Raw genomic sequence first — 26,380 nt, 5'->3', positions numbered from 1 at the left:
GTATATTTACAGTTACAAAGACCACCTTGGAAATGCAAGGGTAAGCTTTGGAAGAACCAGCGCAGGAGTTCTTGAAATTGTAGACAGCAACGATTATTACCCTTTTGGGATGAATCATTTGAAATCTGGAAACGCATTCTTCGGGGCGGGTTCTTATAAAAATTATAAGTACAATGGCAAGGAACTCCAAGAGACCGGAATGTATGATTATGGAGCGAGATTTTATATGCCTGATGTAGCAAGGTGGGGAGTGATAGACCCATTGGCAGAAACTTCCAGAAGATGGAGTACTTACACTTACGCTTATAACAATCCAATCAGATTTATAGACCCTGATGGTATGCAAAACCAAGATATTCATCTTTTGGGAAATTTAGCAGATAAGGCACTTGAGCAATTAAACGCAAATAGTAGTCTTGCTATGACAAAGGATTCAAATGGCAAGTTGAGTACTGCAAATTTGAGTAAAAGTGATTATAATAAATTGTCTGCAACAGATAAGGTTCTATACGATGGCATAAAGAATACTAATATTGATTCCAGAATTATTGCTGATAATAATAATGTAACTCCTAGTGGAGGATTAATTCCAGGTGGGTCTTTTGGTGGAGCTGATTATGACTCCACAACAAACACCAGTACAGGAACTCAATATACAAATCCTGAAGTATTAGGAAATGCAGAAAACTTTTCAGAAGCTCCTAAAGGAACAGGAATGACCCATGAGGTTGTAGAAAATGTTCTTATTACACAAGAATCTTTTAAAACCAAAAGTGATGTTTCTATTAGTACTTCTGGTAATCCTAATCCTGTTTTTAATAAGTTCCATGATATGACAAGAAGCATGATGCCACAAGATAATATTGTTATATCAGCTAGAACAAGATTTGAAACTGGCAGCACAAATCCTAGAAAATATTATGAAGGATTTGCTGGAAAAAAGGATGCCAATGGAAAAATTCAAACAACACCTTTATTTAAAGTGTATACTGATGATAAAAGATTAAAAAAATAATTTTATGAAAAAAATAGTTTTCTTATTATTTTCAATTATCCTGTGTAACTGCCAGACAAAAAATACAGTTATCAGTTCAAAGCCAATTTCTATTACAAGAAAAATAATCTCTTTTAAAGAAAATAAAGATGTGAGGATATTAATAGCAGATAATAATGATATTATAGAGGTATTTAGAGGAATTGGCACTAATAAATGTAAAAAAATAAAATTAGGGCAGAAGTATTCTTTTAAAATAATTCCAGTAAGTGATTTAATACAACATGGTGTTGATTCGCCTAATGAGTATATTTTAAATGATTCGACTATTATTAAATATAATCACTATTATTCTGCCGAGCAAAGACAAAATATTTGTATAATAGAATAATATAATTTGGAAGAAATCCCCCGCTACGCAAAGTCTGTGACTTTGAGCAGATAAAATAAACCACTGCAATTGCGGTGGTTTACAATAAAAAATTATTTTGGAAATACAAAAGGGTAAGCTTTGGAAGAACCAGCGCAGGCGCTCTTGAAATTGTAGACAGCAACGATTATTATCCTTTTGGGATGAATCATTTGAAATCTGGAAACGCATTCTTCGGGGCGGGTTCTTATAAAAATTACAAGTACAATGGTAAGGAATTGCAAGAGACTGGGATGTATGATTATGGCGCGAGATTTTATATGCCGGATATCGGAAGATGGGGTGTAATAGACGAGAAAGCAGAAAAATACAGAAGATGGTCGCCTTATAACTATGCTGTAGACAATCCGATCAATTACATTGACCCAGATGGAAGAGATATTATTTTTGTACAAGTGGTAAATGAAAAAAACCAGGTACATTTAAAATATAATAAAGAGAATTTTTATTATTTAAATGGAGATAAAAAAGGACAAAAATACGATGGTAGAAAGGATAAAGTAAGTCAAAATTTATTTAGATTGGCAAGAGCTTATAGAAAAATTGAGCATTCAGATAGCAAAGTTCTAAAAGGAATGTTGCATCAACTTGAAAATAGTGAAAATAAGCATTATATTTTTGACCCCCAAACTCCAAATCAAGGTTCAGGTGTACAAGGAACTCCAGACGGAGGTTCTCAAACTATATTTAATCTTTCAAGTCAAGAAGAAAAAGATAGATTTAAGAAAATGGAAGGTGTTCCAAATTCTGATTTAAGTACAATAGCTCACGAAATGCAACATCAATATGATAAAGATACTAATAATCAATCCGATGCAACCAATACTAGTGATGCAGATAACCCATCTGAACAAAGGGCTGTGAAAACTGAAAATGAAGCACGAAAAATAGAAGGATTACCTGCGAGAACAACTTATGGAGGAATACCGGTTAATCCTAATCCACCAAATTATAATGTGCCAGAAGATGATAAGAAGAAAAAATAATATATAGTTATGAGATACAAAATAAAATACCTGATATTAATTTTTTCTTTCGGATTAATATTATATTCGTGCAAAAATGAAAAAGCAAATCCAGAATATATAGAGAGACTCGCTTCTATAGAAAATGGACTGCCTTCTCCTTACTTCAATTATTATTTATATTTCAAAACTGACGATGATAAACTTATAGAAACCAATATAACTTTTTTATATAAACTTTATCAAGACCATTATGTTGAAACTTATAAAAATAACTTGAATGCTTTTTTAACAGACTTATTTACTCAGAATAATCCATTAAAAATAGAGGAGATAGATATATATAAGAATAAAGGTTATTTTTTAAATATTTATGATATTGATAAAAAGATATCAAATATGAATATTGAAAATATAAAAAAAAGATATTTAAAGTCAGAACAAGAATCTTTTATATTGATTCCAAAAGACCTACCTAGTATGTCAAGTTTAAAAACAGTTCTTTACGAAATGTTTTTAAATGGATATTTAATTACAATGAATGATTATGGAGGTGGATATTATAACATTGAAAAATTTGAATCAAAATAAGTAAAAAAAACTCGTATTTTTCGAGGTTACTTATCAATATAATGGTAAAGAATTACAGCAGGAAACGGGACAGTATGATTATGGAGCAAGATTTTACATGCCGGATATTGGAAGATGGGGAGTAATAGATCCGTTGGCGGAGAAGATGAGAAGACATAGTCCTTATAATTATGCATTTAATAATCCTATAAGATTTATTGATTCAGATGGCAGACAAGGAACAGATTGGTTTAAAGATAAACAAGGAAATTATGTGTATGATGCAAGTTTAAATTCTTTAAATGCAAACACAAAACTTACAAATGGAGAAGAATATTTAGGAGCTTCCCATACTGTCACACTGGTAAACTCTGATAAAGCAGCGGTAGGAGAAGTTAATTTAGAAGTAGGAGGAAATGTTACAGCAACTGGAGAATGGGCAGAAGCAGGAAATGTAAGTTATGAGACTATAGGAAAGGAATCTGGATTTGGGCTTGTTGTAGATGCAAAGTTAATAGATGGTGCTAAGATATATGGTGTAGATAAGTTTTCTCAAGACAATTATAATAAATTCAATAATCCAGAAATGGAATTTTCTTTCAATGCTAAAGAATTTGCTCAACAGGATTTTAAAGCACCTGAAAAAGAACCTACTACAGTAGGAAGTGTTACAAATAAAGTCGGTCAAGCTATTTCAGGAACCGGTGCGGAGAAATACTGTTCAGAGTGTCCTCCATCGACTGCAGGTCCAGGACCTGTAGGAACTGTACCAGGACCATCAAACAAATCAGCATATGATGGTTACAGAATGGGAGTTGCATTGAATCACTTATTATGGCACAATAAAAAAACAGATAATAATGAAAAGAAGAAGTAATTATGCCTATTTGGTTTTATTAATAATTTTATATTTTTTATTAGATTTTATAATCAATTTTATATTTATAAAATTATTAGGTGGATATGATAATAGAATTAATTATGATTTAAGTGTAATTTATAGTCGATTATTTGTTGCTTTCATATTTATTATAGCAATTGTTATAAATAGAAAAATATTTGACTATCTAAAATTTAAGGAAGTCTCAGTAAAAAAAATATTACTTTTGTTAGTGGGAAGTATAATTTATTCTTTTATCATAGTTTTTATTAAAAATCAAAATATTACTGAATATAGTTTCCACTGGTCACAAAATAATAATTATTTTTTATTAAGTGCTATTTTCGTAGCTCCTTTTTATGAGGAAATCATTAATAAAGGCTTACCAATAGAATACTTATTAAGAAAAAATGCTTCGCCAATATTTATTACTATTATTATTTCAGTTTTATTTAGTCTTATTCATTTGCCTTCAATAGAACAAGTTTTTTACGCTTTAATTCTTGGAATAATAACATCTTTAATTTATATAAAAGAAAGAAATCTTATTTATCCAATAGTTTTTCACTTTGTATATAATTTTATTGTTCTTTGTACATATTAAAAACCCCTCCGCTCCGTATGGTGAAGTAATAAGTAACAACCACTGCTATTTTGCAGTGGTTTTGTGTTTAATAACAATCTGAGTTTTATATTTGTAAAAAGAAAGATAAAATACCCTGCTATCACACGACTGAGTAAGTATTCAAAATAATAAAATCAGAAGATTGCTTTTTTAGCCCCACAGGGATTCGCCCTCTCCTCTCTCTCACCAATGAAAATAATATATAATTTATTGAATGTTAAAATGTGTTAATTTGACGATTATGTAATAATTATTTTTGAGATTTGTTCTACAACATAAAATAATTATTAATATGAAAAATTTAAAAAAGCTTGCAAAAGCAGAATTAAAAACAATTGTTGGAGGCGCAGATTGCGTTAGACTATGTTTTGTAAATGATAAATTAACATGCGTTCCTTATAATTCATGTGGTGGTCCAGGACTCGAGCCATAAAAAACAAAGGAGTGCAACATTAATGTACTCCTTTTATTTTTTATCCTATTCTGTAAATAGGCTTTATCAAAATTTTACTTTTACAGTTTTTCAGTATTCTTTTTTGGAAGCTGCTAAAATAGTAATATACGCCGTTTTATTCCGGGTCTGATCCCTGTTTTTCCGTAAAGATGTACATATGTTTTTTGGAAGTTCAAAACATTTTCAATTTCTTCATAAGTTTACCTTTTCATACGAAAAATTACAGTTCAGAGTTTAAAATCCAAGCCTTTCTTTAGTGAACAAAGAGGTAATGCATCTTCTATAGCGTAAGAGTCCGTAATCTGCAAAGAGAGAAAACTTACGGGCTTCTTTATTCAAATTCACGATCCGGTTACATCATTCATTGATTGGGCTACGTCTGCTGCTTCATATCCCACGATCTTTGTCCCATTATTATAAACCCGATAAAAATGGAAACAAAAAAAGTATGGTTCGTAACAGGAGCCTCAAAAGGGCTGGGATTAGCCTTAGTAAAAAAATTAATAGAAAATAACTACCATGTAGCAGCGGCTACCAGAAATGCACAGGCTTTAATCTCAGAAATCGGAGAAAAATCTGAAGCATTTTTACCTATCGAACTTCATTTGACCGATAATGAAGGGGTGCAGTCAGCGATATCAAAAACGATAGATCATTTCGGACAGCTTGATGTGGTGGTCAATAATGCCGGATACGGACAGATTGGTACTCTGGAAGAGCTGACAGACCGTGAAGCCAGAGCCAACTTTGATGTTAATGTATTTGGAACACTGAATGTGATCAGGAATGCAGTACCCTATCTTCGTGAACAAAAATCCGGGCATATATTCAACATTTCTTCTATCGGAGGTTATTCCGGAAATTTTCCGGGCTGGGGAATCTACTGCGCCACAAAGTTCGCCGTAGCGGGATTTACCGAAGCTCTGGCTGAAGAGATTAAAGAGTTCGGAGTTCATGCGACTGTCGTTTATCCGGGCTATTTCCGTACAGATTTCTTAAGTAAAGATTCTGTAAAAACACCGGAAAATCCAATCCCCGTTTATGAAACGGCCAGAATCTCTGAACAGGCACATCTTAACGAGATTAATGGCAACCAGCCCAATGATCCGGAAAAAGGAGTAGCAGCCATCATTGCACTTAGTGAAGAACAGAATCCACCGGTTCATTTCTTATTGGGAAGCGGTACTTCAGATTTCCTGAACGAAAAAATAAAGACCATTACCGGTGATGCAAAACAATGGGAAGCCCTCACAATGTCTACAGTGATATAATTCCCTGTACATCCGGATCTCAAATCCAACACTCCTTGGCCGGACTCAGGATGACTGTAACAATCGAACGCATATGCTTCTTATAGAAAAACATAATGTATCAGAATGTCATCCTGAGCAAAGCCGAAGGATATAACATCCCAATCCACTTTTTATGTATTGATGACCAAAAAACTCACAATATATTAAACTGAGCAAAGGCTAAGCCCAAGTAACAGCATCAATCATAAATACATTTACTTTTTACATTGTACATTGTACAATTTACCTCTAAATTAGCACTATGAAACCTCCATTCCGCTTCAATTCAATTTCTGAATTTCATGCATTCTGTAACCTTCCCAATCCTGACCATCCTCTGATCAGCCTGATTGATTACAGCCAGGTCAACTACCCTACGGATGACAGTGAGCTGAAATGGATTCAGAATTTTTACTCCATCGGGCTCAAGCGCAACGTAAATGCTAAGTTCAACTATGGTCAGCAGGAATATGATTTTGATTCAGGAGTTTTGTGTTTTGTTTCACCGCTTCAGTTTCTGAAACTGGAAATAAAACCTGATGTTGTAGTGGAACCTACAGGCTGGCTGCTGGTGATTCATCCGGATTTCTTATGGAATACTCAACTTGCAAAAAAGATAAAATCTTATGACTTTTTTAAGTATGATATCAATGAAGCGCTTTTCCTTTCGGATCGGGAAGAAAAAATTGTTGTAGATATTCTGAAAAACATAGAGCGTGAATACCAGTCGAACATCGATAAATTCTCTCAGGAACTGATTGCCGCCCAGATTGAGCTTCTGCTTATCTATTCTGAACGTTTTTATGAACGGCAGTTTTTCACCCGGAAAAAATCCAGCCACGAGCTTTTGGAAAGGTTTGAGGAGGTGCTTTCCCGGTATTTTGACAGTGGCAATCTGCTGGAAAACGGAATTCCTTCAGTAAAGTCCATCGCTGCAGAAATGAATATCTCACCCAATTATCTGGGATCGTTACTGCGCATTCATACCCAGCAAAACACGCAGCAGCACATCCAGAATAAACTCATCGACAGGGCTAAAGAACGCCTCAGCACCACTCACCTGTCAGTAAGTGAAATTGCCTATGAGCTGGGATTCGAGCATCCGCAGTCTTTCAGTAAACTGTTTAAGCAGAAGACGAACCAGTCACCGTTAGAATTCAGGAAATTATTTAATTAAAAAATAGCGGATCACTGTTATTTGCAGATCCTTTTTTGTCAAATGGCAAATACTTCAAAAACAACTTTAGCTAAATTGCATTCATGAAAGAACTGTTTGATTTTATTTTAAGATTTGGAAATCTGAACCAGCAGCAGATAGACTTTATGGCAAGTAAGGCACAGGAAATAGATCTTCCAAAAGATGAATATTTTTCAGAAGCCGGAAAAATTGCACGGCAGGTTGCATTTGTTGTGGACGGAATCCTGCGGGTTTGCTATTATAATAACAAAGGAGAAGAAATCACCAAATATTTTATTGAAGAAAACAACCTTGTCGTGGATCTGGAAAGTTTTGACAATGAGATCTGTTCCAGTACCTATGTGCAGGCTGTTACCGACTGTAAGCTTATTGTTTTTCAGAGAAAGGACTGGCTCGAGCTTTTACAGACCATTGTCGGATGGGAAGCCATTGTTCATAAAATTATTTCAAGGGCACTCATTCAGAAAGTGGAAAGAAGAAGTCCGCTGGTTTCGGAAGATGCCACTACCCGTTATCTTAAATTTCTGGAAATATATCCTAATGTGGTCAACAGAATTCCGCTTTCCTATATTGCATCCTATCTTGGTGTTACACAGTCTTCACTCAGCAGAATCAGAAAAAATATTGGTAAATACTAGACGAAGCACCATTAACAAAGCTGTTTAAAACTCTAAATGCTTGCTTTTACCACAAAAGAAGTATCAGGTTAATTAAAAAAAAATCTTAGCCTCTGGTTGAAATACTTTGAAACACTAAGATCACAAGAGCAGAAAATCAAAGGTTCTCATAAAAAGTCTGTGCTCTTTATATGTGTTATGTATTGAGCTTCAAAAGCTTTTGTGCCTTTTGTGGTTATTTTCTTATCAGCAATTGGCAACCACTTTCAATCTTCTTTTACTTTTTGCCATTTGGCAAACAAGATTAAATCTGATTGACGGAATTTTACACCATTAATTAAATCAAAAAAATGAAATCAGCATTAATTACAGGAGCCAACAGAAGCATTGGCCTTGAAACTGCCAAACAGCTTTCAGAAAAAGGATTATTCGTTTACTTAGGAAGCCGTGATCTTCAGAAAGGAGAAGCTGCCGTAAGCGAATTGAACGGAAAAGGTTTTCAGAATCTAAAAGCCATCGAAATAGATGTCACCAATCCGGATTCAGTTTCAGCCGCTAAAGACCTGATTGAAAAAGAACAGGGAAAGCTGGATATTCTGATCAATAACGCCGGAATTCTTGGAGTAAATCCTCAAACTGCAGCAGAAACATCCGTGCAGGACATTCAACACGTGTTTGACACCAACTTTTTCGGAGTAATCAGCGTTACCCAGGCATTTTTGGAACTGCTTAAAAAATCAGAAACTCCAAGAATCAGTAACATCACATCGGGACTTGGATCATTAACTTTACATAACGATCAGGACTGGAAGTATTATGGAGTGAAAACGGCAGCATATGGCCCGTCCAAATCAGCTTTAAATGCTTATACTACCGTTTTAGCCTACGAGTTGAAAGACTCTGCTTTTAAAGTCAATGTTATTGATCCGGGTTATACCGCTACAGATTTCAATCACCACAGCGGCCCCGGTTCTGTAGAAAGTGCAGCCTCTTTTATCCTAAAACATACGCTGACCAATGATAATGCACCGACAGGACAGTTCTACAGTAATGATATAGAGGACGAAAGCGGAATTAGTCCGTGGTAGTTTTTGTTGTAAAAGTATCACTTCTCAACCCGGTAATAGAAAACCACTGCTTTTCGCAGTGGTTTTTCTTTTTATATTCTTATCCAAACTTCCTCTTCCTCAGCCAGAAGAACAATCCTCCAAGCAGGCTGATCACTACCAAAGGCAGTAATAAATTCAGCCACTGCCAGTTTGTTTTTTCTTCGGTAATGCGGTTTCGGTCCAGCAGTCTTTCTTCTATGTTTCTGTTTCTAAGAGCCATCAGGTTGCTGTCATCCAGAAGATAATCCAGTGCATTTCTCAGAAACTGTTCGTTTCCGAACTCCTGATTCGTAAGACGGTCAATTCCCATCGGAAGTGGCTCGCCTTTGTGCATTTTGTTTCTTCCGACATCACCGTCTGCAATGATGATCATTTTGTTTTCAGGGCTCTGGCTTTTGAAACCGGGATATCCTTTTCTTTCAATTCTTGATGCGTAGGCAGAGTTGAATTTCCCTTCTAGGGCAACTGCAAAAATCTTCGGTGTGCTTGGCTTTTCCATTTGTCCCAAACTGTCTACACTTGCAATTTCCTTCAGGTCCACATAGTTGGGAACCTGTTTCAAAAGTGTTCTCTCACTGGATTCAAAAAGTACTTTTGTCTTAATATTTTTTCTTCCGCCCAAAGTATCAATGGAAGTTGGAAACTCAAATTTTACAGGGTTGATATTTTTCGTGATCGGATTATCATTCTCAGCAATTCCCAATGGAAAATAAGGCCACGGCAGACTTGTATACTGTGGGTTCCCTCCTACTTCACCGGTTACCAGTTTCAGAAGTGCAAATTTCTTTACATCTTTCACCAAAGCCGGATTGATCCTGACTCCGTAGTTGAAAAAGAAATCCGTCATATTGATATCCACCGGAAAAGGCATTATCTTTTGGGATCTTGTCAACGTATCCATTTCAGCATTTACCGCATCGATCATCCAAAGCGTTTTCCCGCCGTTCATAATAAACTGGTCAAGGATCAATTTTTCATTATCTGTGAACGCTTTTCTAGGTTTTGCAATGACCAGAGCACTCATCTGTTTCAGCAAAGGAAGATCTTCCTGGGTAAGCTCCGTCTGGTTTTTGGGGATAATCGGTCCTGCATCGTAATTTTCCAGTGCCAGTTGCATAAAGCTATGGAACTCCTCAGGTCCCAGTTCGTCATGATTCACCAGGATTCCTACTTTCTTCCTTTTATTAGCTGCAATATTCTTGATATTGGAAACCAGGCTGTATTCCAGACCTTCTATAGATCTTGTCAGCTGCTGGTCGGCATCTATTCCTGCCTGCTGTACAACCAGCGGAATAGAAACTCCCCTTTTATCATATTTTATGACAGCATAAGGAAAAAGAGTGATCTGGGAAATCTTTCCGTCTTTAACATCAGGAAGAACAGAAGGCTGCATTCCCATCGCCATCAGCGTATCCTGGGACATTTTTGTTTTAATCGGATCAATGAATTTGAAATCGATCTTCGGATTGATCTTCCTGAATTCCTCCAGCATAAATCTGGTTTCGCTCTGAAGCTGCTTAAAGCTTGCCGGAAAGTCACCCTCAAGATAAACATCAACGGTAAGCGGCTTTTTCACCGATTCCAGTACCTTTATCGTATGATCCGAAAGCGTATATCTTTTTTCTTTGGTTAAATCTAATCTGATTCCTGAATACGTAAGCAGAATAACCAAAGGTATCACCGCAATCAAAAAAATTCCTAATGGAGATTTAATATTGAACTTCTTCATAATGCTACTTCTTTTTAGTGATAAAATGATTGGACAATACTAACGTAGCACCGATGATCAAAATAAAATAAGCCACATCTCTAAGATCTATAAGACCTCGCGTAAAACCAAGAAAATGCTGATAAAAACCAATATTCTGAAGAATAAAATCTGCACCGCCCAACAGCTTATAACTCGCCAGCTGTTCTATTCCAAAATACATGATAAAGCACATAAAAACTCCTAAAAGATAGGCCATGATCTGGTTCTGAGAAAGCGAAGAAGCAAGAATTCCGACTCCAGAGAAAGCCGCAATTAACACGATCAATCCAATATAGCTTCCGAAAGTCATTCCAAGGTCAATATTTCCTGTAGGAACTCCTAAAACGTATACGGTATAAAGATAAATCAGTGACGGAATAAGACATAAAACCCCAACAATCCACACTGAAAGGAATTTTCCAGCTACCAGGTCTGAAACTTTTAAAGGTTGGGAAAACAGCCAGTTCAGCGTTCCTGTTTGCTGCTCTTCTGCGAAGGTTTTCATAGAAAGCGCAGGAATAATAAACATCAGCAGCCATGGGACCAGTACAAAATAGCTCTGCAGGGAAGCCATCCCGATGTCGAAAATATTAGAATCATTCTCGAAGAAAAACAGGAAAAGAGCAGTGATGAGACTGAATGCAGCAATAATCACCCATGCGCTCCAGTTTCCAAAGTAACTCCAAAGTTCCTTCTTTAAAATTGCAATCATAGTTTTTTTGTAAAATGTAAAAAGTAGAATGTATCTGTATATACATTCTGCTTAAACAATTATTTGTTTTTTTTATTCTTATTAACGAGTTTAACGGTCATCATGATCAGAAATACAAGAACGAAAAATCCTGCAATTAATTGCCACCAGTATTCAATAGCTGAAGATTTCAGGATTACTGTAAACACTACCAGAAACAAAATGAACGTTGCGATTTCATTAGCCTGTCTCAACTTTATATTAGGGGTTTCGATTGTTTCTCCGTTCAGTTCTTTCAGCTTCAATACTTTTTTCCAGCACCAGTAATGATAAGCGGCAAGACCGATCAGGAAAGTCAGTTTTAAATGGAACCAGGGCATTTTCATCAGCCCGGTATTCAAAAAGATCATGACAATTCCGCAGACTGTCATAATAACTCCTGCCGGAACAGTAATGATGTTCCACAGTCTTCTGGCCATGAAAGTATACTGTTCTCTAAGAATCTTTTTCTTTTCTTCTGCAAACTCATCTGTATCCTTATAGTAAACAAAAATTCTTACGAGATAAAAAATTCCCGCAAAATAGCTTACCATGAAGATAATGTGCAGTGCTTTGATTATTGTATAAAGCATTTTTTAAAATAATGGCAAATATAATGTTAATAACAAAAATATTTGTTAGAAATAGTTATAAAAATGCTTCGGCTTCACTTAGCATGACATCGCTTATACTAACTGTTTTAATTTTCATCTAAAAATCAAACGTAATAATGAACATTGTCATGTCAAGCACAGCCGAAGCATCTATATCCTGAATTTTTTAATTAAGAAATAACTCCAAGCTCCTTTCCTACTTTCTCAAAAGCAGCAATCGCTTTATCAAGGTGGGCTCTTGTATGGGCAGCAGAAAGCTGTACCCTGATCCTTGCTTTTCCTTTCGGTACTACAGGATAGAAGAATCCGATCACATAAATCCCTTCATCCATCAACTTTTCAGCCATTTTCTGGGCAAGTGGAGCATCATACAGCATCACCGGAACAATAGCTGCGTCGCCTTCAGGAATATCAAATCCTTTAGCCATCATCTCCTTTCTGAAATATTCTGCGTTTTCCATTACCTGGTCACGAAGTGAAGTATCCTCAGTGATCATATCCAGAACTTTCAAAGCAGCTCCAACAATTCCGGGTGCCAGTGAATTTGAAAATAAATACGGGCGCGAACGCTGTCTTAGCATATCAATAATCTCTTTTTTACCGGAAGTAAACCCTCCAAGAGCTCCTCCCAAAGCTTTTCCTAATGTAGAAGTGATAATATCTACCCTGCCCATTACTTCATTGGCTTCGTGAGTTCCACGGCCGGTTTTCCCGATGAAACCTGTAGCGTGAGAATCATCCACCATTACCAGAGCATTATATTTATCAGCAAGGTCACATACACCTTTAAGGTCAGCTACAATACCGTCCATAGAGAAAACTCCGTCCGTAACAATGATCTTGAAACGATGATTCTTTTCGGAAGCAGCAATCAATTGGGCTTCCAGATCAGCCATATTATTATTTTTATAACGGTATCTTGCCGATTTACATAAACGTACCCCATCAATGATAGATGCATGATTCAACTCGTCTGAAATAATAGCATCTTCTTCAGTAAACAAAGGCTCAAAAACACCACCGTTCGCATCAAAGCACGCTGCATATAAAATAGTATCTTCAAGTCCTAAAAAGTCTGCAATTTTCTTCTCAAGTTGTTTGTGGATGTCCTGTGTTCCGCAGATAAAACGTACAGAAGACATTCCATAACCGTGAGATTGTATCATGTCCTGAGAAGCTTTCATTACTTCCGGATTGTTTGACAGACCCAGGTAATTATTGGCACAGAAGTTTAACAGCTTCTTTCCGTTGGCTTCAATTTCTGCACTCTGCTGAGAAGAGATGATTCTTTCTTTTTTATAAAGGCCATCATTTTCAATGTTTTGCAGTTCGTTCTGTAAATGCTGAAGATATTTTTCAGAGATCATTTTTAGTAATTTTTTAGATGTGCTAATTTAATAAAAAGGCATTAAAATATCAGCTTTTATCAGTTTAATTCTCAAAACAGCAATTCAATTTTAGTTTTAACACAATTAGTCTACTAATTTAGTAGGATAATAATTATATTTGTCTACAAATTCTGGATTATGAGATTGAGCCCGATACAAAAAGTAAAGAAAATAAGTTCCGGAACATTTATAAACAACCACATGAAACCGCGCTTTCCTGTTATTATGGAGGACTTTATTGATCCTGAAAGTCCAGCATTCACAAAATGGAATTATGAGTATTTCAAAGAAATAGCCGGAAATCACAAAGTCAATATTTATGGAAGCGAACTGGAATCTCTGGATAAAGTGGCAAGCAGCCCAATCGGTCAGACAACATTTGCTGAATATCTCGATCTGATCAGCAGCGCTCCTACGGAACACAGGCTGTTCTTATTTAATCTGCTTACCATCAGGCCGGAACTTAAAGATGACATTCATTATAATGATGTTACGAACAGGAAAATATTGAAATGGCTGCCATTTATGTTCTTTGGAGGTGAAGGTTCTGTTACCAGAAATCATATTGATATTGACATGTCCCATGTTTTTATTACACAATTTAAGGGAATCAAAAGGATCTGGCTTTTCCCTTGGGAGCAATCAAATCTTATGTATAAACTCCCTTATAATTTTCACAGCTTACCGAATATTAAAGATCCGGACTACAGGGAATTTCCGGCTCTGCTCTATCTGGACGGCTATGAAGCAGTATTACAGCCTGGTGAAACACTCTACATTCCTTCCGGCTGGTGGCATTATATACAATATGAAACTGAAGGTTATTCTGTTTCTGTAAGAGCACTCCCAAACAGTCTTCTGGAAAAATGGCGCGGCTTCAAAAATATGGTAATAACAAGGAACTTTGACAACATGATGCGAAAGCTCTTTAAAGAAAAATGGTTCAGATATAAAGTGAAAATTGCCCGAAAAAGAGCAGCAACAGCATCCAGAAAACAAAAAACCTTTCTTATCTGAAAGGTTTAAGTATCATTTTGACAATTAAATTATTTAACAATGGAATTTATATACGTACTATTATCTGCTGAACGTCCTTTGTATATCTTTTATCCGATGTTTTAAAAATTGTTCTCAATAAAAAACCTTCATTGCTGAAGGTTTATCGGGCACTTAAAATTATTTTGTAAGCTCACATGCAGCTCCCCTTCACCAATAGAAGAGTAAATGAATATTTACTTTATGCTATTGTTTTAAAAACTTTATATTCTTTTCCTTAATAGTGAAAATATAGGATCCTGGAACCAGTTCTGAAGTTCTAATTGCTTTTCCAGGCTGATATACATCTTTTCTGATCAGTTTCCCATCCATAGAATGAATGGAATATTCAACAGGCTTATCAATTCCTTTTACATAGACTTCGTTCTTGGCAGGATTTGGATACAGTGCAAACTCTTCTTTTTCCACGGATGATACGCTTAATGTATTATCCTGAACTACTGTAGAGTTTTTTTCCAGGATCTGGTATTCATAATTAAATTCAACGCTGGCCACAGGAAAAGGAACTGTTTCCAGGAAATACTGGTTATCAGAGGTATGATCCAGGACAAAGTAAGCAGTCTGTCCGCCGGTTCCGTTTACTTTGATTGGTAATGGCATTTCAAAAAAGCTTACTGAAGAGCTGCTTTGGGTTTGGGAAACTTTAAAAAGGATCTGATTTCCGGTCTGCTTCCATTTTGTCGTATAGGACGGATAACCTTCACCGTATAGCCAGTCATTAAAAAATCCTGTAAAATCTTTTCCTGTAGACTGCAGCAGTGATGCATTAAAATCTGCAGTTGTCACATAATTATAGGCTAAATTCGGTCTTGCGTGATATTCTCTTATCGCCTGATAAAAAGCTGCATCACCAAGGATCCATTTAATCATTCTTAAAATATAAGCTCCTTTTGTATAACTAAGCCTGTTACTGAATATCCTGCTTACACTGGAAAGACCGGAATCCGGAACGTAAGTAGAACCACCGGGAGCAGAAGTAATATTGTTAATCTCTCCCAGCAGAAAGTTCTTGAACTCGGCATTGGTCATCAATAGTTTTTCATTGGCAAGAACAGCTCCGAAAGTGGCAAAACCTTCATTCAGCCAGATATCATTCCAGGCACCACAGGTCACTTTATCACCAAACCACTGATGGGCAAGCTCATGGGCAATAAGACCTTTGCTCCAGCTTCCCATGGATGACATGGTCTGGTGCTCCATTCCTCCCCCAAATTTAAATTCCATATGTCCGTATTTTTCATTGCGGAAAGGATAAGGTCCGAAATAGGTTTCGAAAGTATTCATGATCGTTTTTGTCCATTCAATATTAGACATACTTGTTGCATTCACATTGGTAGACGGATAAATATAATTCACGAACGGAAACGGCGGATTTCCGATGGTATCATTCAGTTTAACGAAATTGGTAATGGAAAGGGCAATCAGATACGCCGATGTAGGATAAGCTGTTCTCCAGAAAGTAAGTTTCTGATTTCCCGGAAGTACAGTTTCAGACATCAGTTTTCCATTGGCTGCAACACTATACTGTGAGGGTGTTGTAATTTTGAAATCAAATCTTTCAATCTTATCATTAAGGCTTTGTTTTGTTGGAAACCAATCCTGAGCACCATAAGGCTCACTTAACGTACAAAGAATAGGTGTTCCACTTTGTGTAGTGGTTGCAAAGGCGTTTTGCGTAGCAGAAGGAGCACCAGAATAATGAATCGTTAAGGAATCAAGGGCATTCGCCGGAATTGAAGCCGGAAAATCTATTTTTATTTCTTTTGTCGGAAGCTGCTGGAAAGTAAGATTGCTTCCATGATACTGCACCTGAGAAACGACCAGGATATCAGACAGATCAAAATAAATGCTGCTCATATTCTGATTAGGTTTGAAATGAGACGTCACAGAACCTGAAATATTATATACTGCAGGATCTAAAGTGACATTCATTCTTTGGTACTGAAGGTCATAATTTAAAGTATTGGGATTAATATTGTAGGTGGTCATTTTCTTGGCAAAAGCATTCATTTCTTTTGCGATGAGCCCTTTCATTTCAATATTTTGATCCTGGCCATAAAACTGCTGGGAGACCAGAAAGCCCAGAATTAAAAGATAAAAATTTCTCATACTCAGAATATTAGATGTTGCCAAAGATAAAAAAAACCTTCTAATCATTGATTAAAAGGTTTTTAGAATACTAAAATAATATTTTTTAAAGATCAAGAGCCGGCTCAAGAATCTTTTCCATTCTTTTCTTTACCATATCTACAGATCCTGAATAATTGTTTACCATCAAAGAAAACACAAGAGTCTTCCCTGAATTGGTCTTCAGATATCCTGCTAATGTTTTTACTTTATTCAGAGTTCCTGTTTTTGCAAAAACCTGACCGTTTCCGGTACCGATGAACATTCTTTTCAGTGTTCCGGACTGTCCGCCTACCGGGAGTGAAGTAAAATAAGTCTTGTAGTATTTCTCATCCATTAAAGATGTTAAAAACTTCACCTGGGAAATCGGCGTTACATTATTGCTTCTTGAAAGTCCGCTTCCATCCATATAATTCAGTCCCATCATATCAAAATTTTCCTCTTTCAGGTGGTTTGTTACTACTATTCTTCCGGATTCCGAGGTTTGGTCACCCATTTTCTGAAAACCTACTGTTTTCAACAGAGCTTCTGCCAGAGAATTGTCGCTACGTTGATTGGTGTAGAATATAATATCTCCTAATGTAGGCGATTTATAGGCTGAAACCAGCTTTCTGCTTTCCGGAGCTGCATCCGTCATTTTAGGAATTACTTTTCCGGTAACACCGATTCCACTTTTTACCAACGTTGTTCTGAAAGAATTGGCAAGATAAGCTGGAGCATCGGGAAGTTTTGTTGTTAAAATTCCGTCTCCCTCATATTTTTCTGCATACACCATCTGGTTGGCGTAAGGAGACATATAGAAATACTTTTTCTCAGACGTTAATCCTGATTTTTTCATGATCAGCTTTTCGTTGGCAGGATTAATCTCGCGGGTAGTTCCTACAGGCAGATAGTAATTATTGTTCTCAAGCCATACAACATTTTCCGGAAGCCTTGTAATATTGCCTTTGAAAAGCGCTGTCTGGATGATAATATCACCATTTACCTTTCTGATCCCTTCACGCGAAAGTCCGCCCATAAAGTCTGAAATAATATCTCTGTAAGACCATGCACCAGCTTTATTGGTTCCTAAAGAAGGATCGCCGCTGCCTATGAGATACAGATTTCCATTCAAAACTCCGTTTTCATCAATAGTCCCTGAATATTCCAACTGTGTCATCCATCGGTAGTTTTCACCTAAAAGGCTCAATGCTGTTTCCGTGGTGAGCAATTTTGTGGTAGAAGCCGGTACTAAAGGAGTATTTTCATTGTACGAGGAAATCACCTTATTCGTTTTGGGGTCATACACTACGAATCCCCAGGTTGCATTTTTCAACACAGGATCCGTCATCATTGTGTTTACATTAATATCTACAAGCTCTTTGGCCGACAGAATCGTTTTCTCCGCCATTGAGGTAACCGGAGAAGGTAGATTCAAAGTATTCTTCTGATTGTCGTATGCCTGTGAGTAAAGAACTGTAGAAACGGTAGATTGAGCAAGGAAAAACCCAGAAGCCAATACCGCTACGCCTGAAATATATTTTCTGTAATTTACCATCTATCTTTTTTTGTTTCTATAGTTTGACACTATAAAAAATGATAAGTTAAATCATCCGTTTAAAGAGCCAAACATTTAATGAACGACCAAAAGTAGAAATTATTGTTATAAAAAGAGTTACAGAGTTCTTATAAAAGAGTGTAAAGTTTGTTAAAAAATGTTAAAAATCTACAAAAACATCTTTTTTAATACTTTGATAAGCAGTGATTTCATCAAATTCATTCAAACTTAGTAAAATCATTTTTTTGAATTCATCATACTTTTTCCCGCGGGGAAGTTTCAGCATAATCTGGAATTGGTATAAATTATTAAGCCTTGCAATCTGAGCTCTTTCGGGCCCCAAAACACATTCTTCAGGAAGATATTTTCTTAAGATGGATCCCAAAAACTGGGAAGCCCGGTTCACTTTGTCTTCTTTTCTGTGTTTCAGCTCGATCATAATGAGCTTAGTGAATGGCGGATAATGGAATTTCTGGCGTTCAGTGAGGATATATTTGTAGATTTTCGCGGGATTATTCATTTTGATCAGCTGGAAAACAGAATGATCAGGATTATAGGTCTGAATTAAAATTTTTCCTTTTCCGGTAACTCTCCCCGCTCTTCCCGAAACCTGGGTGATCAGCTGATATGCTCTTTCCTCAGCTCTGAAATCCTGGACATACAGTAAAGAGTCTGCTTTAGGAATAGCAACAAGCTCAATATGATCAAAATCGAGCCCTTTTGATATCATCTGAGTTCCCACGATAATATCCGTTTCGCCTTCTTCTATTTTTTCATACAGTTTTTCATAGGCAAATTTCTTACGCATAGAATCCACATCCATTCTGTCTACCTCATGATCAGGGAATATTTTGGATACTTCTTCATGAATCTGTTCCACTCCTACTCCTCTTTCATTAAGATTTTCTGAATGACATTTCGGACAGGTTCTCGGTTTTGAAGCTTTCTGCCCGCAGTAATGACACTTCATTTCGTTGGCTGCCTTATGGTAGGTCATTACGACATCACAGTTTGAGCAGTAGTTGACATAGCCGCAGGTTTCACATTCAATCACATTGGCATAACCGCGACGGTTGTGGAGCACAATGGCCTGATTTTTCTCGTCCAGTGTTTTTTTGATCTCATCAATTAAGTGTAAAGAAAAATTCCCGGAAACTTTTTTGGATTCCTGGGCTTCTTTAAAGTTGATGAGTTCGTATTCCGGCAGCTTCACATTGCCGAATCTTTCATTCAGGAAAATATATTTTATTTTATCTTTTCTGGCATTATAATAGCTTTCCACAGAAGGTGTTGCCGACCCCAGAATCACTCCGGCTCCATAAAAATTCCCCAGAACCAGCGCAGCATCTTTAGCATTGAAATAGGGCGATGCTTCTCTTGGCCTGTATGCAGAATCATGTTCTTCATCCACTACAACAAGTCCAAGATCCTGAAATGGCAGGAACAGGGCGTTTCGAGTTCCAATAAGAATTTTAATATCGTTCTGCTTGATTCTTCTCCAGACTTCGACACGTTCAAAATCAGTTAATTTCTGATGGTAGAAACTAAGTTGTCTGCCATATTTTTTTTCTAATCTCTGAGTGATTTGTTTGGTCAGAGAAATTTCGGGAAGCAGGAACAGAACATTTTTTCCTTCCTGAATACATTCTTCAATTTTCTCTAAATAAATATGGGTTTTCCCTGAGGAAGTAACACCGTGCAGCAATACATTTTTGCCTTCTTCAAAGGCCTCATCAATTTCGGTTTTAGCTTGTTTCTGCTCTTCGGAAAGTTCTTCCAGCTCTTCAATTTCACCTTCATAGCTTTCGATACGGTCTTTCTGCATATGATATTCTTCGACAAGACCTTTATCTGCGAGTGATTTAAAGTGAGAGCTCCCAAAATATCCGTCCTCAAACAGTTCTGCTTTTTTAATGGGAACTTCCGGATGCTCGGTCTGTTTTTCTAAAATAGCCAGGAAAAGATCTTTTTGCTTCGGAGCTTTGTTCAACTTTAAAAGGATATCCGTGAGATTCCGATTGCTTAAAACCTCATCATTGACCCTAACATAGGCAACTTCTTTAGCTTTATATTTTTCAGCAATTTTTTCATCAATTTCAATATACTGCAGATCAATCAGGGAATTGATTGTTTTAATGATATCTTTTTTAGGGATAAATGCTTCAATATCTGTAAGATTAATGAGCTGGCGGACTTCCAACGCCTGAATAAGGTACATTTCATTGACATCCAGATTCTCAAAATCAACCGTAATATTGGGTTTTAATTTTAAATAGGTTTCACTTTCCAGTTTTAAAGAAGATGGGAATGCAAAACGGTAAATCTCTCCCAGCCCACGCAGGTAATATCCTGAAAGCCAGTTCCAAAAATTGATCTGCTCTTCAGGAAGGATGGGTTTATCATCCAGAATACTGATAACTTCTTTAGCTACAAAGTTTTCCGGTGCGTTATCATGCAATTCAAAAACAATCCCGGTATAAATTTTCTTCCCTCCAAATGGTACCAGCACACGCATTCCGGGCTGAATATCAGATATCAGCTCTTCGGGAACTTTGTAGGTGAAAGATCCTTTTAAATTAAGCGGTAAAACGATTTGGACGTACTGCAAGGGAAATTTTTAAAGTGTAAAATTAGATTTTTCTTTAGAGAACTGCAATTTTTTTGTTGAGATACACAATGTGATTACGAGGGAGAGCACTAAAACTATCTTTTTTATAAATTAGTTTTACTTCTAATATTTTTTGCTCTCGCAGATTTTGAAGATTGAGCAGATGTTTATGGATATTGTGATTTACAATCATGGATAAAACAGGCTCAATAACACTTCTTATATCTTAATAAATAAAAGCATAATTATAACACAAACATCTGCTCAATCTTCAAAATCTGCGGGAAAATATTTTAAACATTCAGCTGCTTCGTTTTGTATACAAGACCGGTATGACAATTTTAGAAAAGAAATTCAGTGATATGGTACCAGACCGCAGAGGTAAGGAACCCGACAATAATACTGAAACCGATGATGAGATTGGTAAGCTTGGTATTGAGCCTGAACTGTTCTGCAATAATACTTGAGGTGACAACAGTAGGCATGGCAGCTTCAAATACAGTAATCTTTGCCACATCTCCTTTTATATTAAGAAGCAAAGCCAATCCCAGAACAATTGCAGGGGCTAATATCAATTTATATAGCATGGAAACGGACATCTGAGGGATCAGCTTTTTCCATCCGTTAAATTTTAATTGTAGTCCTACAGAAAATAAAGCCAATGGGCTTACTGTTGCTGCCAATTTATCAAAAAACGGTTCTGCTAATGTGAAATCAATAAACTGGGATAATACCAATGCTGCAATGCATCCTATCAATGGCGGAAAAGTTACCAGTCTCTTCAAAATAAATTTTGCACTTACCTTTCCTGATCTGCTTCCTCCTTTCACTGCTGCTATGATTCCTAATGTGGAAAGGGCAAAAAACATGGTCTGATCACAAATAATGGCAATACTTAAAAGGCTTTCGCCATAAAAAGCACTAATGAGGGGAAAACCGATAAAGGATGTATTGCTGTAGCCGCTTGTCAGTTCTAATGTACTTCTGGACCGCCTTGAATACCCCTTACTTTTACTGTAAAACATCATAAAAAAGAAGCAGAAAACGGAAATGAGAAAGGTAGCCGCAATGGGGAACAGCATTTCTGTTGTCCATTTAACTTTAGGCAGGTATTTAAAAGAAACTGCGGGCAGGGCGAGGTAAAGAATCCAGGTATTGATGCCTTTGTGAGCATCGGGATGGATAGATTTCGTTGCTTTGAATACCATTCCGGCAATAATGCACACTGCAATCAGAACAAAATTGACCATCATATTTAAAAATTGAATATAAAGTTACGGTTGATTTTTGAGGAAAATCAATTTTATTTAAAAATAAATGTATGCTTAGAATTGTATGGGTTAAAGGTTTATTTTTTAAATACTCGCAGACTGGGCTGATTGAGCAGATTTTTATTGCTGTATGATGTTTTAATGCAGTGTATCCCAAAGGCTCATCACTTCTATATTTTCCAAAGGTTTTGAAAGTTTTATTTTTTTTGATGAACCAGGAAGGAGATCAAAGAAGTTATCACTGAAATGGGTATCTCCCATCAGATAAACATCTTTTGCCAAAACATCTGTGAAAATTTCAATTTCGTTTGCTGCAATTTTTCTAATCTTAAGGGTGGGTTTTGTCAACTGCATATCTTTAGGTTTGGAAAAGAAATGGTGGTTAACCGCAATAGCTTTACCATCGTTATTTCTTAATGTAAACTGCAGAAAGGCTTTATTTCGATCTGTTTCAGGAATTAAACTTCTAATTTCAAGAGGCTTAAATCTCAGAATAGTTTCCAACATTTTTCCTTTCAAATCTGTCACTGTTTCTTTTAAGACTTTACCTTCAAAACTTACTGCTTTAATATCTAATTTAACATCGCTGAAATGTTTCAGTCCGTCATTAACTGCGTAAAAATTAAAAAATCCTTCTTTTTCATCAACCAGAATGACCTGTTGCTCAAAGCTTCTTTTCATCTGGTAATGCAGAGCTTTCCAGTTTCCCTGATAATCAATGGACGACCAGGAAACAACCGGCCAGCAGTCATTGAGCTGCCAGTATAATGTTCCCATATTATAAGGCTTTGCCCGGCGGTGGGCTTCTACGGCAATTCTCATTCCGCGGGCCTGGAGCAGTTGGGAAATGTAATTGTATTTCACGAAATCAGCAGGGGTTTTATAGTCCCTTTTCATATATTCAGCGATGATGTCCCAGCCTCTGGTATTTTTCTCATGGGCTTTAACAACCGGATTCTGAAGGCTGAGATCCGGAGTTCCGGAAAACATAGATTTCACAGCATCCAGGCCTGGCATTCCCTGAAAACCGTATTCTGACATGAATCTTCCTACTTTCTCATTATACATCTCAAATGGCTGCTCTCCCCACCATACTCCCCAATAATGGGAATCTCCTTCTGTGAGGCTTTCCTGATGTCCCCACCCGATAGACGGGGAACTCGGCCAGTAGATATTTTTATCCGGAGTGAGAGTTTCCTTCATTGTAGTAGGAATTACTTCATGAAACAGCTTTTTATAGTCTTTCCAAACCTGAAGGGAATCATTTTTTGAGTATTTGAACTGTTTCTGATAGCCCCAGTTGACAATGGCTTCATCAATTTCGTTATTTCCACACCATAAAGCAATGGAAGGATGGTTCTGAAGCCTGTTAACCTGATCTTTTACTTCTTCTTTTACGTTATTTAAAAAATCTTCATCAGCTGGATAAAAACTTCCTGCAAACATGAAATCCTGCCAGACCAAGATACCGTTTTCGTCACAGGCTTTATAAAATTCATCATCTTCATAAATGCCGCCACCCCAGACGCGGATCATATTCATATTGGCGTCTTTGGCGTCATTGATGAGCTTCCGGTATTTTTCCTTGGTTATTCTGGGTGAAAAGCTGTCGGAAGGAATCCAGTTTGTCCCTTTTGCATACAACGGTTTTCCATTGACTTTAAAATAGAAGGATTTTCCTGCCTGATCTTTCTCCTGGATGAGTTCAATGGTTCTTAACCCAATTCTTTCGTTTTTTTCAGAAAGGATTTTGGAATCTTTTTGCAAAGAAACTTTTATGTCATATAAATTCGGATCGCCCCATCCATTGGGCTGCCAAAGTTTTGGATTGCTAATTTTAAAAGGTATCTTGATCTTATTTACACCTTTTTTTAACTGAAATTTATTGGATTGAGTATTAATAGAAATAGAATATTCCCCTTCTTTTTCTGCAAAAATTTCTGCTTGAATATTGAGCTCTGCCTGTTGTTTTGTCAGGCTTTTTTGCTCAATTTTTATATTTTTTAATGCAGCATTATTCCAGAAGCGAAGTTCTACATCTTTCCAGATTCCGGCAGTAACAAGTCTTGGTCCCCAATCCCATCCAAACTGATACTGGGCTTTTCTTACAAAACTCCTGGGGGACTCCGGCATGGTAAACAGAATCTTCCCGGCCAGTTCTTTTCCTTCATTCACTGCCGATCCGAATTTAATCTTCAATTCATTATCGCCTTCTTTCAGAAACTCTTTTACAGGAATTTCCCATTTCCTGAACATATTATCTGTTTTTTTCAGCAGTTTTCCGTTCAGATAGATTTCTGAAAAAGTATCAAGACCGTTAAAAACAAGGTCTATATGTTCATTTTGAAGTTCTTTTGATGATACATTAAAACGGGTCTGATATTCCCAGTCTTCATTTTCTATCCACTGTACTTTTTTTTCATTTTCATCTTTAAAAGGATCGGAAATGATCTTATTATCCATCAAATCAAGATGTACAGTGCCCGGAATTTTTGCAGGCAACCATTTCTGTTCCTGTGTATTTTTGAACTGCCATTTTTCGGAAGATAAACTTCGTTCTGTGATCTGTGCATTCATAATACTTTGAATAAAAAGAAAAGCAAAAAGGACAGATTTATTCATTAATAGATTTGTTTATAATTCTGTGAATCCCATATTTAATGAATTCACTGTTAAAATTTATCCGCAACCCCAAATTCAGGTTAGTTAGTTTCAGATTCTTTGTTTTTCTCAAAAACTATTTATTCTTCAAAGCTACAACCTCATCCGCACTGGCAAAAGCCCCACCGTCTGTAATTGCCGATGAATGAAAATACCCGGCATTGGTGAATTCTCTGATCTCTTCAATGTTGGTAGAACGAAGTCCGCCTCCAACCAGAATTTCTATTCTTCCATTGGAAAGCTCAACCAGTTTTTTCAGGTTTTCTTTACCTTCCGAAACGTTCGGCTTCTGCCCTGAAGTGAGAATGGTTTTAAACCCGCAATCTATTACTTTTTCCAAAGAATCTTCAAGGCCTTTTGCTCTGTCAAAAGCACGGTGAAAAGTACATGGAAGAGGATATGCCATCTCAACCAAAATTTTGTTGTGTTCTACATTTACCTGATTATTTTCGTCCAGGATTCCAAATACAAAACCATCTACTTTCAGAGATTTAAGCTGGAGCAGATCTTTTTGCATTTGTTCAAATTCAGCTTCCGAATAGGTAAAATTTCCACCTCTAGGTCTGATCATCACAAAAATCGGAATATTTATTTTTGCTCTGAGTTCTTTTGTTATTTCAAAATCCGGGGTAGTTCCGCCTTCATTGAGTCCGTCACATAATTCTATTCTGTCGGCTCCGTTTTCAAATGCAGTCATTGCTGATTCGGGGTTGAAACACGCTATTTCTATTTTTGACATTTTACTTATTTTATATTTTCAGATTCTTCCTGAGATACATTTGCAATCAGAAAAGAATCATTTTGTTTTATAACTTCTATTTCAACAGGATATTGTGATTTCAGCTTTTCATCAGAAAGAATTATATCAAATATGAATACAACCAGCTCTGATTCTGAAAGAGGAACAGATTTTAAAACCTGTTCACACTTTGAAATTTTAATTTCTTCCCAATCCTGACCGCTTATTAAAAAGCCGCTGTTGACTCCTGCTTTTCTGACATCAAATTTATTTTTCCATTTATTCTGAAATTCCTTTAGAGTAAGACTTCCGTCAACATCCATATCGACATTCATTGCATCGGTTTTATAATCGTAATAATCCTTTGTTGTGATTTTCTGCATTTCTTTATCGAGATTTCCAAGATCTGCTTTAAAGTAGTTTTCAATGCTTTTTTCCAACCATTTCATTGCTTTGCCGGATTCATCAGGTTTATTTTCTGAAATTCCGGTTTCGGTTTTTTTGGGGAAAGATTTTTGCTGTACCTGTGTTTGAGTTTCTTTCTTTTCTTCTTTACATGCTGTGATCAGAAACAAAGATGCAATGATCATTCTTTTCATATTCTTTTTGATATTCTAAATTTTGGCTAAAGCCGTTTGGTGTTTTTTTATTTTGTAAGCGGGCTAAAGCCCAATGTCATTAAGTTAGTAAACTATCACAAGCTATTCTTTTGATTTTTAGAGACTATTGGCTTAGCTCTTGCTTTATATTTGCCTATATTTCTTT

23 protein-coding genes and 1 pseudogene are annotated in these 26,380 nt (G+C 36.4%); 12 read left to right on the top strand and 12 right to left on the bottom strand.

The window, feature by feature from the left end; genetic code table 11:
* The 7 genes and pseudogenes from DRF60_RS19850 to DRF60_RS21250 form a co-directional block, all read left to right on the top strand.
* The coding region (locus DRF60_RS19850) for an RHS repeat-associated core domain-containing protein (RefSeq protein WP_133297255.1) at positions 1-1,015 on the top strand (1,015 nt) is incomplete at its 5' end.
* 4 nt (positions 1,016-1,019) lie between these two features.
* A complete protein-coding gene (locus DRF60_RS19845) occupies positions 1,020-1,385 on the top strand; it encodes a hypothetical protein (protein WP_116014883.1) in 366 nt (121 codons plus the stop codon).
* 74 nt (positions 1,386-1,459) lie between these two features.
* The gene (locus DRF60_RS19840; protein WP_238640256.1) at positions 1,460-2,410 is read left to right on the top strand and encodes an RHS repeat domain-containing protein; all 951 of its coding nucleotides are present in this window, start codon (positions 1,460-1,462) and stop codon (positions 2,408-2,410) included.
* Between the two features lie 9 nt (positions 2,411-2,419).
* Positions 2,420-2,980 (top strand): hypothetical protein, encoded by a 561-nt coding sequence (locus DRF60_RS19835; RefSeq protein ID WP_116014880.1) that lies wholly within the window; start codon positions 2,420-2,422, stop codon positions 2,978-2,980.
* A 31-nt stretch (positions 2,981-3,011) separates the two neighbouring features.
* Positions 3,012-3,194 (top strand): annotated as a pseudogene (locus DRF60_RS19830) (RHS repeat-associated core domain-containing protein); the annotation flags it as partial.
* A gap of 625 nt (positions 3,195-3,819) precedes the next feature.
* Positions 3,820-4,443, top strand: a complete 624-nt coding sequence (locus DRF60_RS19825; RefSeq protein WP_116014877.1) for a CPBP family intramembrane glutamic endopeptidase — start codon at positions 3,820-3,822, stop codon at positions 4,441-4,443.
* A 313-nt stretch (positions 4,444-4,756) separates the two neighbouring features.
* Positions 4,757-4,897 carry a bacteriocin-like protein gene (locus DRF60_RS21250; RefSeq protein WP_157967978.1) on the top strand — a complete coding sequence of 47 codons (141 nt, stop codon included), beginning with the start codon at positions 4,757-4,759 and terminating at the stop codon, positions 4,895-4,897.
* 113 nt (positions 4,898-5,010) lie between these two features.
* On the opposite strand, the gene DRF60_RS21915 is transcribed toward DRF60_RS21250, so the two are convergent.
* Positions 5,011-5,106 carry a hypothetical protein gene (locus tag DRF60_RS21915; RefSeq protein ID WP_157967979.1) on the bottom strand — a complete coding sequence of 32 codons (96 nt, stop codon included), beginning with the start codon at positions 5,104-5,106 and terminating at the stop codon, positions 5,011-5,013.
* A gap of 243 nt (positions 5,107-5,349) precedes the next feature.
* On the opposite strand from DRF60_RS21915, the gene DRF60_RS19820 reads away from it, so the two are divergent.
* From DRF60_RS19820 to DRF60_RS19805, 4 genes are all read left to right on the top strand, one after another.
* A complete protein-coding gene (locus DRF60_RS19820) occupies positions 5,350-6,189 on the top strand; it encodes an SDR family NAD(P)-dependent oxidoreductase (protein ID WP_116014875.1) in 840 nt (279 codons plus the stop codon).
* A gap of 283 nt (positions 6,190-6,472) precedes the next feature.
* On the top strand, positions 6,473-7,387 hold the full coding sequence (locus tag DRF60_RS19815; RefSeq protein WP_116014872.1) for a helix-turn-helix domain-containing protein: 915 nt from the start codon (positions 6,473-6,475) through the stop codon (positions 7,385-7,387).
* An 83-nt stretch (positions 7,388-7,470) separates the two neighbouring features.
* A complete protein-coding gene (locus tag DRF60_RS19810) occupies positions 7,471-8,046 on the top strand; it encodes a Crp/Fnr family transcriptional regulator (protein WP_116014869.1) in 576 nt (191 codons plus the stop codon).
* 329 nt (positions 8,047-8,375) lie between these two features.
* Positions 8,376-9,113 carry an SDR family NAD(P)-dependent oxidoreductase gene (locus tag DRF60_RS19805; protein ID WP_116014867.1) on the top strand — a complete coding sequence of 246 codons (738 nt, stop codon included), beginning with the start codon at positions 8,376-8,378 and terminating at the stop codon, positions 9,111-9,113.
* A 79-nt stretch (positions 9,114-9,192) separates the two neighbouring features.
* Here DRF60_RS19805 and gldG read toward each other — a convergent pair whose 3' ends face one another.
* The 4 genes from gldG to kbl form a co-directional block, all read right to left on the bottom strand.
* A complete protein-coding gene (gene gldG, locus DRF60_RS19800) occupies positions 9,193-10,863 on the bottom strand; it encodes a gliding motility-associated ABC transporter substrate-binding protein GldG (RefSeq protein ID WP_116014864.1) in 1,671 nt (556 codons plus the stop codon).
* Between the two features lie 4 nt (positions 10,864-10,867).
* Positions 10,868-11,596 (bottom strand): ABC transporter permease, encoded by a 729-nt coding sequence (locus DRF60_RS19795; protein WP_116014862.1) that lies wholly within the window; start codon positions 11,594-11,596, stop codon positions 10,868-10,870.
* 59 nt (positions 11,597-11,655) lie between these two features.
* Positions 11,656-12,207 (bottom strand): CopD family protein, encoded by a 552-nt coding sequence (locus tag DRF60_RS19790; protein WP_116014859.1) that lies wholly within the window; start codon positions 12,205-12,207, stop codon positions 11,656-11,658.
* 191 nt (positions 12,208-12,398) lie between these two features.
* Positions 12,399-13,595, bottom strand: coding sequence for a glycine C-acetyltransferase (gene kbl / locus DRF60_RS19785; RefSeq protein WP_116014857.1), 1,197 nt, complete (start codon positions 13,593-13,595; stop codon positions 12,399-12,401).
* 159 nt (positions 13,596-13,754) lie between these two features.
* Between kbl and DRF60_RS19780 the strand changes: the two genes are divergently transcribed.
* Entirely contained in the window at positions 13,755-14,633 is an 879-nt protein-coding gene (locus tag DRF60_RS19780; RefSeq protein ID WP_116014854.1) for a cupin-like domain-containing protein, read from the top strand.
* 225 nt (positions 14,634-14,858) lie between these two features.
* Here DRF60_RS19780 and DRF60_RS19775 read toward each other — a convergent pair whose 3' ends face one another.
* The 7 genes from DRF60_RS19775 to DRF60_RS19740 form a co-directional block, all read right to left on the bottom strand.
* Entirely contained in the window at positions 14,859-16,781 is a 1,923-nt protein-coding gene (locus DRF60_RS19775) for a M1 family aminopeptidase (RefSeq protein ID WP_116014851.1), read from the bottom strand.
* Positions 16,782-16,866: 85 nt separating this feature from the next.
* Positions 16,867-18,336, bottom strand: a complete 1,470-nt coding sequence (gene dacB, locus DRF60_RS19770) for a D-alanyl-D-alanine carboxypeptidase/D-alanyl-D-alanine endopeptidase (protein ID WP_116014848.1) — start codon at positions 18,334-18,336, stop codon at positions 16,867-16,869.
* Positions 18,337-18,496: 160 nt separating this feature from the next.
* Complete coding sequence (gene priA / locus DRF60_RS19765; protein WP_116014845.1) at positions 18,497-20,944, bottom strand: replication restart helicase PriA; 2,448 nt, start codon at positions 20,942-20,944, stop codon at positions 18,497-18,499.
* Between the two features lie 341 nt (positions 20,945-21,285).
* Positions 21,286-22,197, bottom strand: coding sequence for an AEC family transporter (locus tag DRF60_RS19760; RefSeq protein ID WP_238640254.1), 912 nt, complete (start codon positions 22,195-22,197; stop codon positions 21,286-21,288).
* Positions 22,198-22,353: 156 nt separating this feature from the next.
* Complete coding sequence (locus DRF60_RS19755) at positions 22,354-24,837, bottom strand: beta-mannosidase (RefSeq protein WP_116014843.1); 2,484 nt, start codon at positions 24,835-24,837, stop codon at positions 22,354-22,356.
* 115 nt (positions 24,838-24,952) lie between these two features.
* Positions 24,953-25,615: a copper homeostasis protein CutC gene (locus DRF60_RS19745; protein WP_116014840.1), complete on the bottom strand. Its 663-nt coding sequence runs from the start codon at positions 25,613-25,615 to the stop codon at positions 24,953-24,955.
* 5 nt (positions 25,616-25,620) lie between these two features.
* Positions 25,621-26,214: a hypothetical protein gene (locus DRF60_RS19740; RefSeq protein WP_116014837.1), complete on the bottom strand. Its 594-nt coding sequence runs from the start codon at positions 26,212-26,214 to the stop codon at positions 25,621-25,623.
* Positions 26,215-26,380 lie beyond the last annotated feature (166 nt).

This window comes from Chryseobacterium elymi, assembly GCF_003385495.1.
Lineage (GTDB): Bacteria > Bacteroidota > Bacteroidia > Flavobacteriales > Weeksellaceae > Chryseobacterium > Chryseobacterium elymi.
Note: the sequence above shows the minus strand (reverse complement) of the source record. Positions and strands in the feature narration are given on the sequence as shown.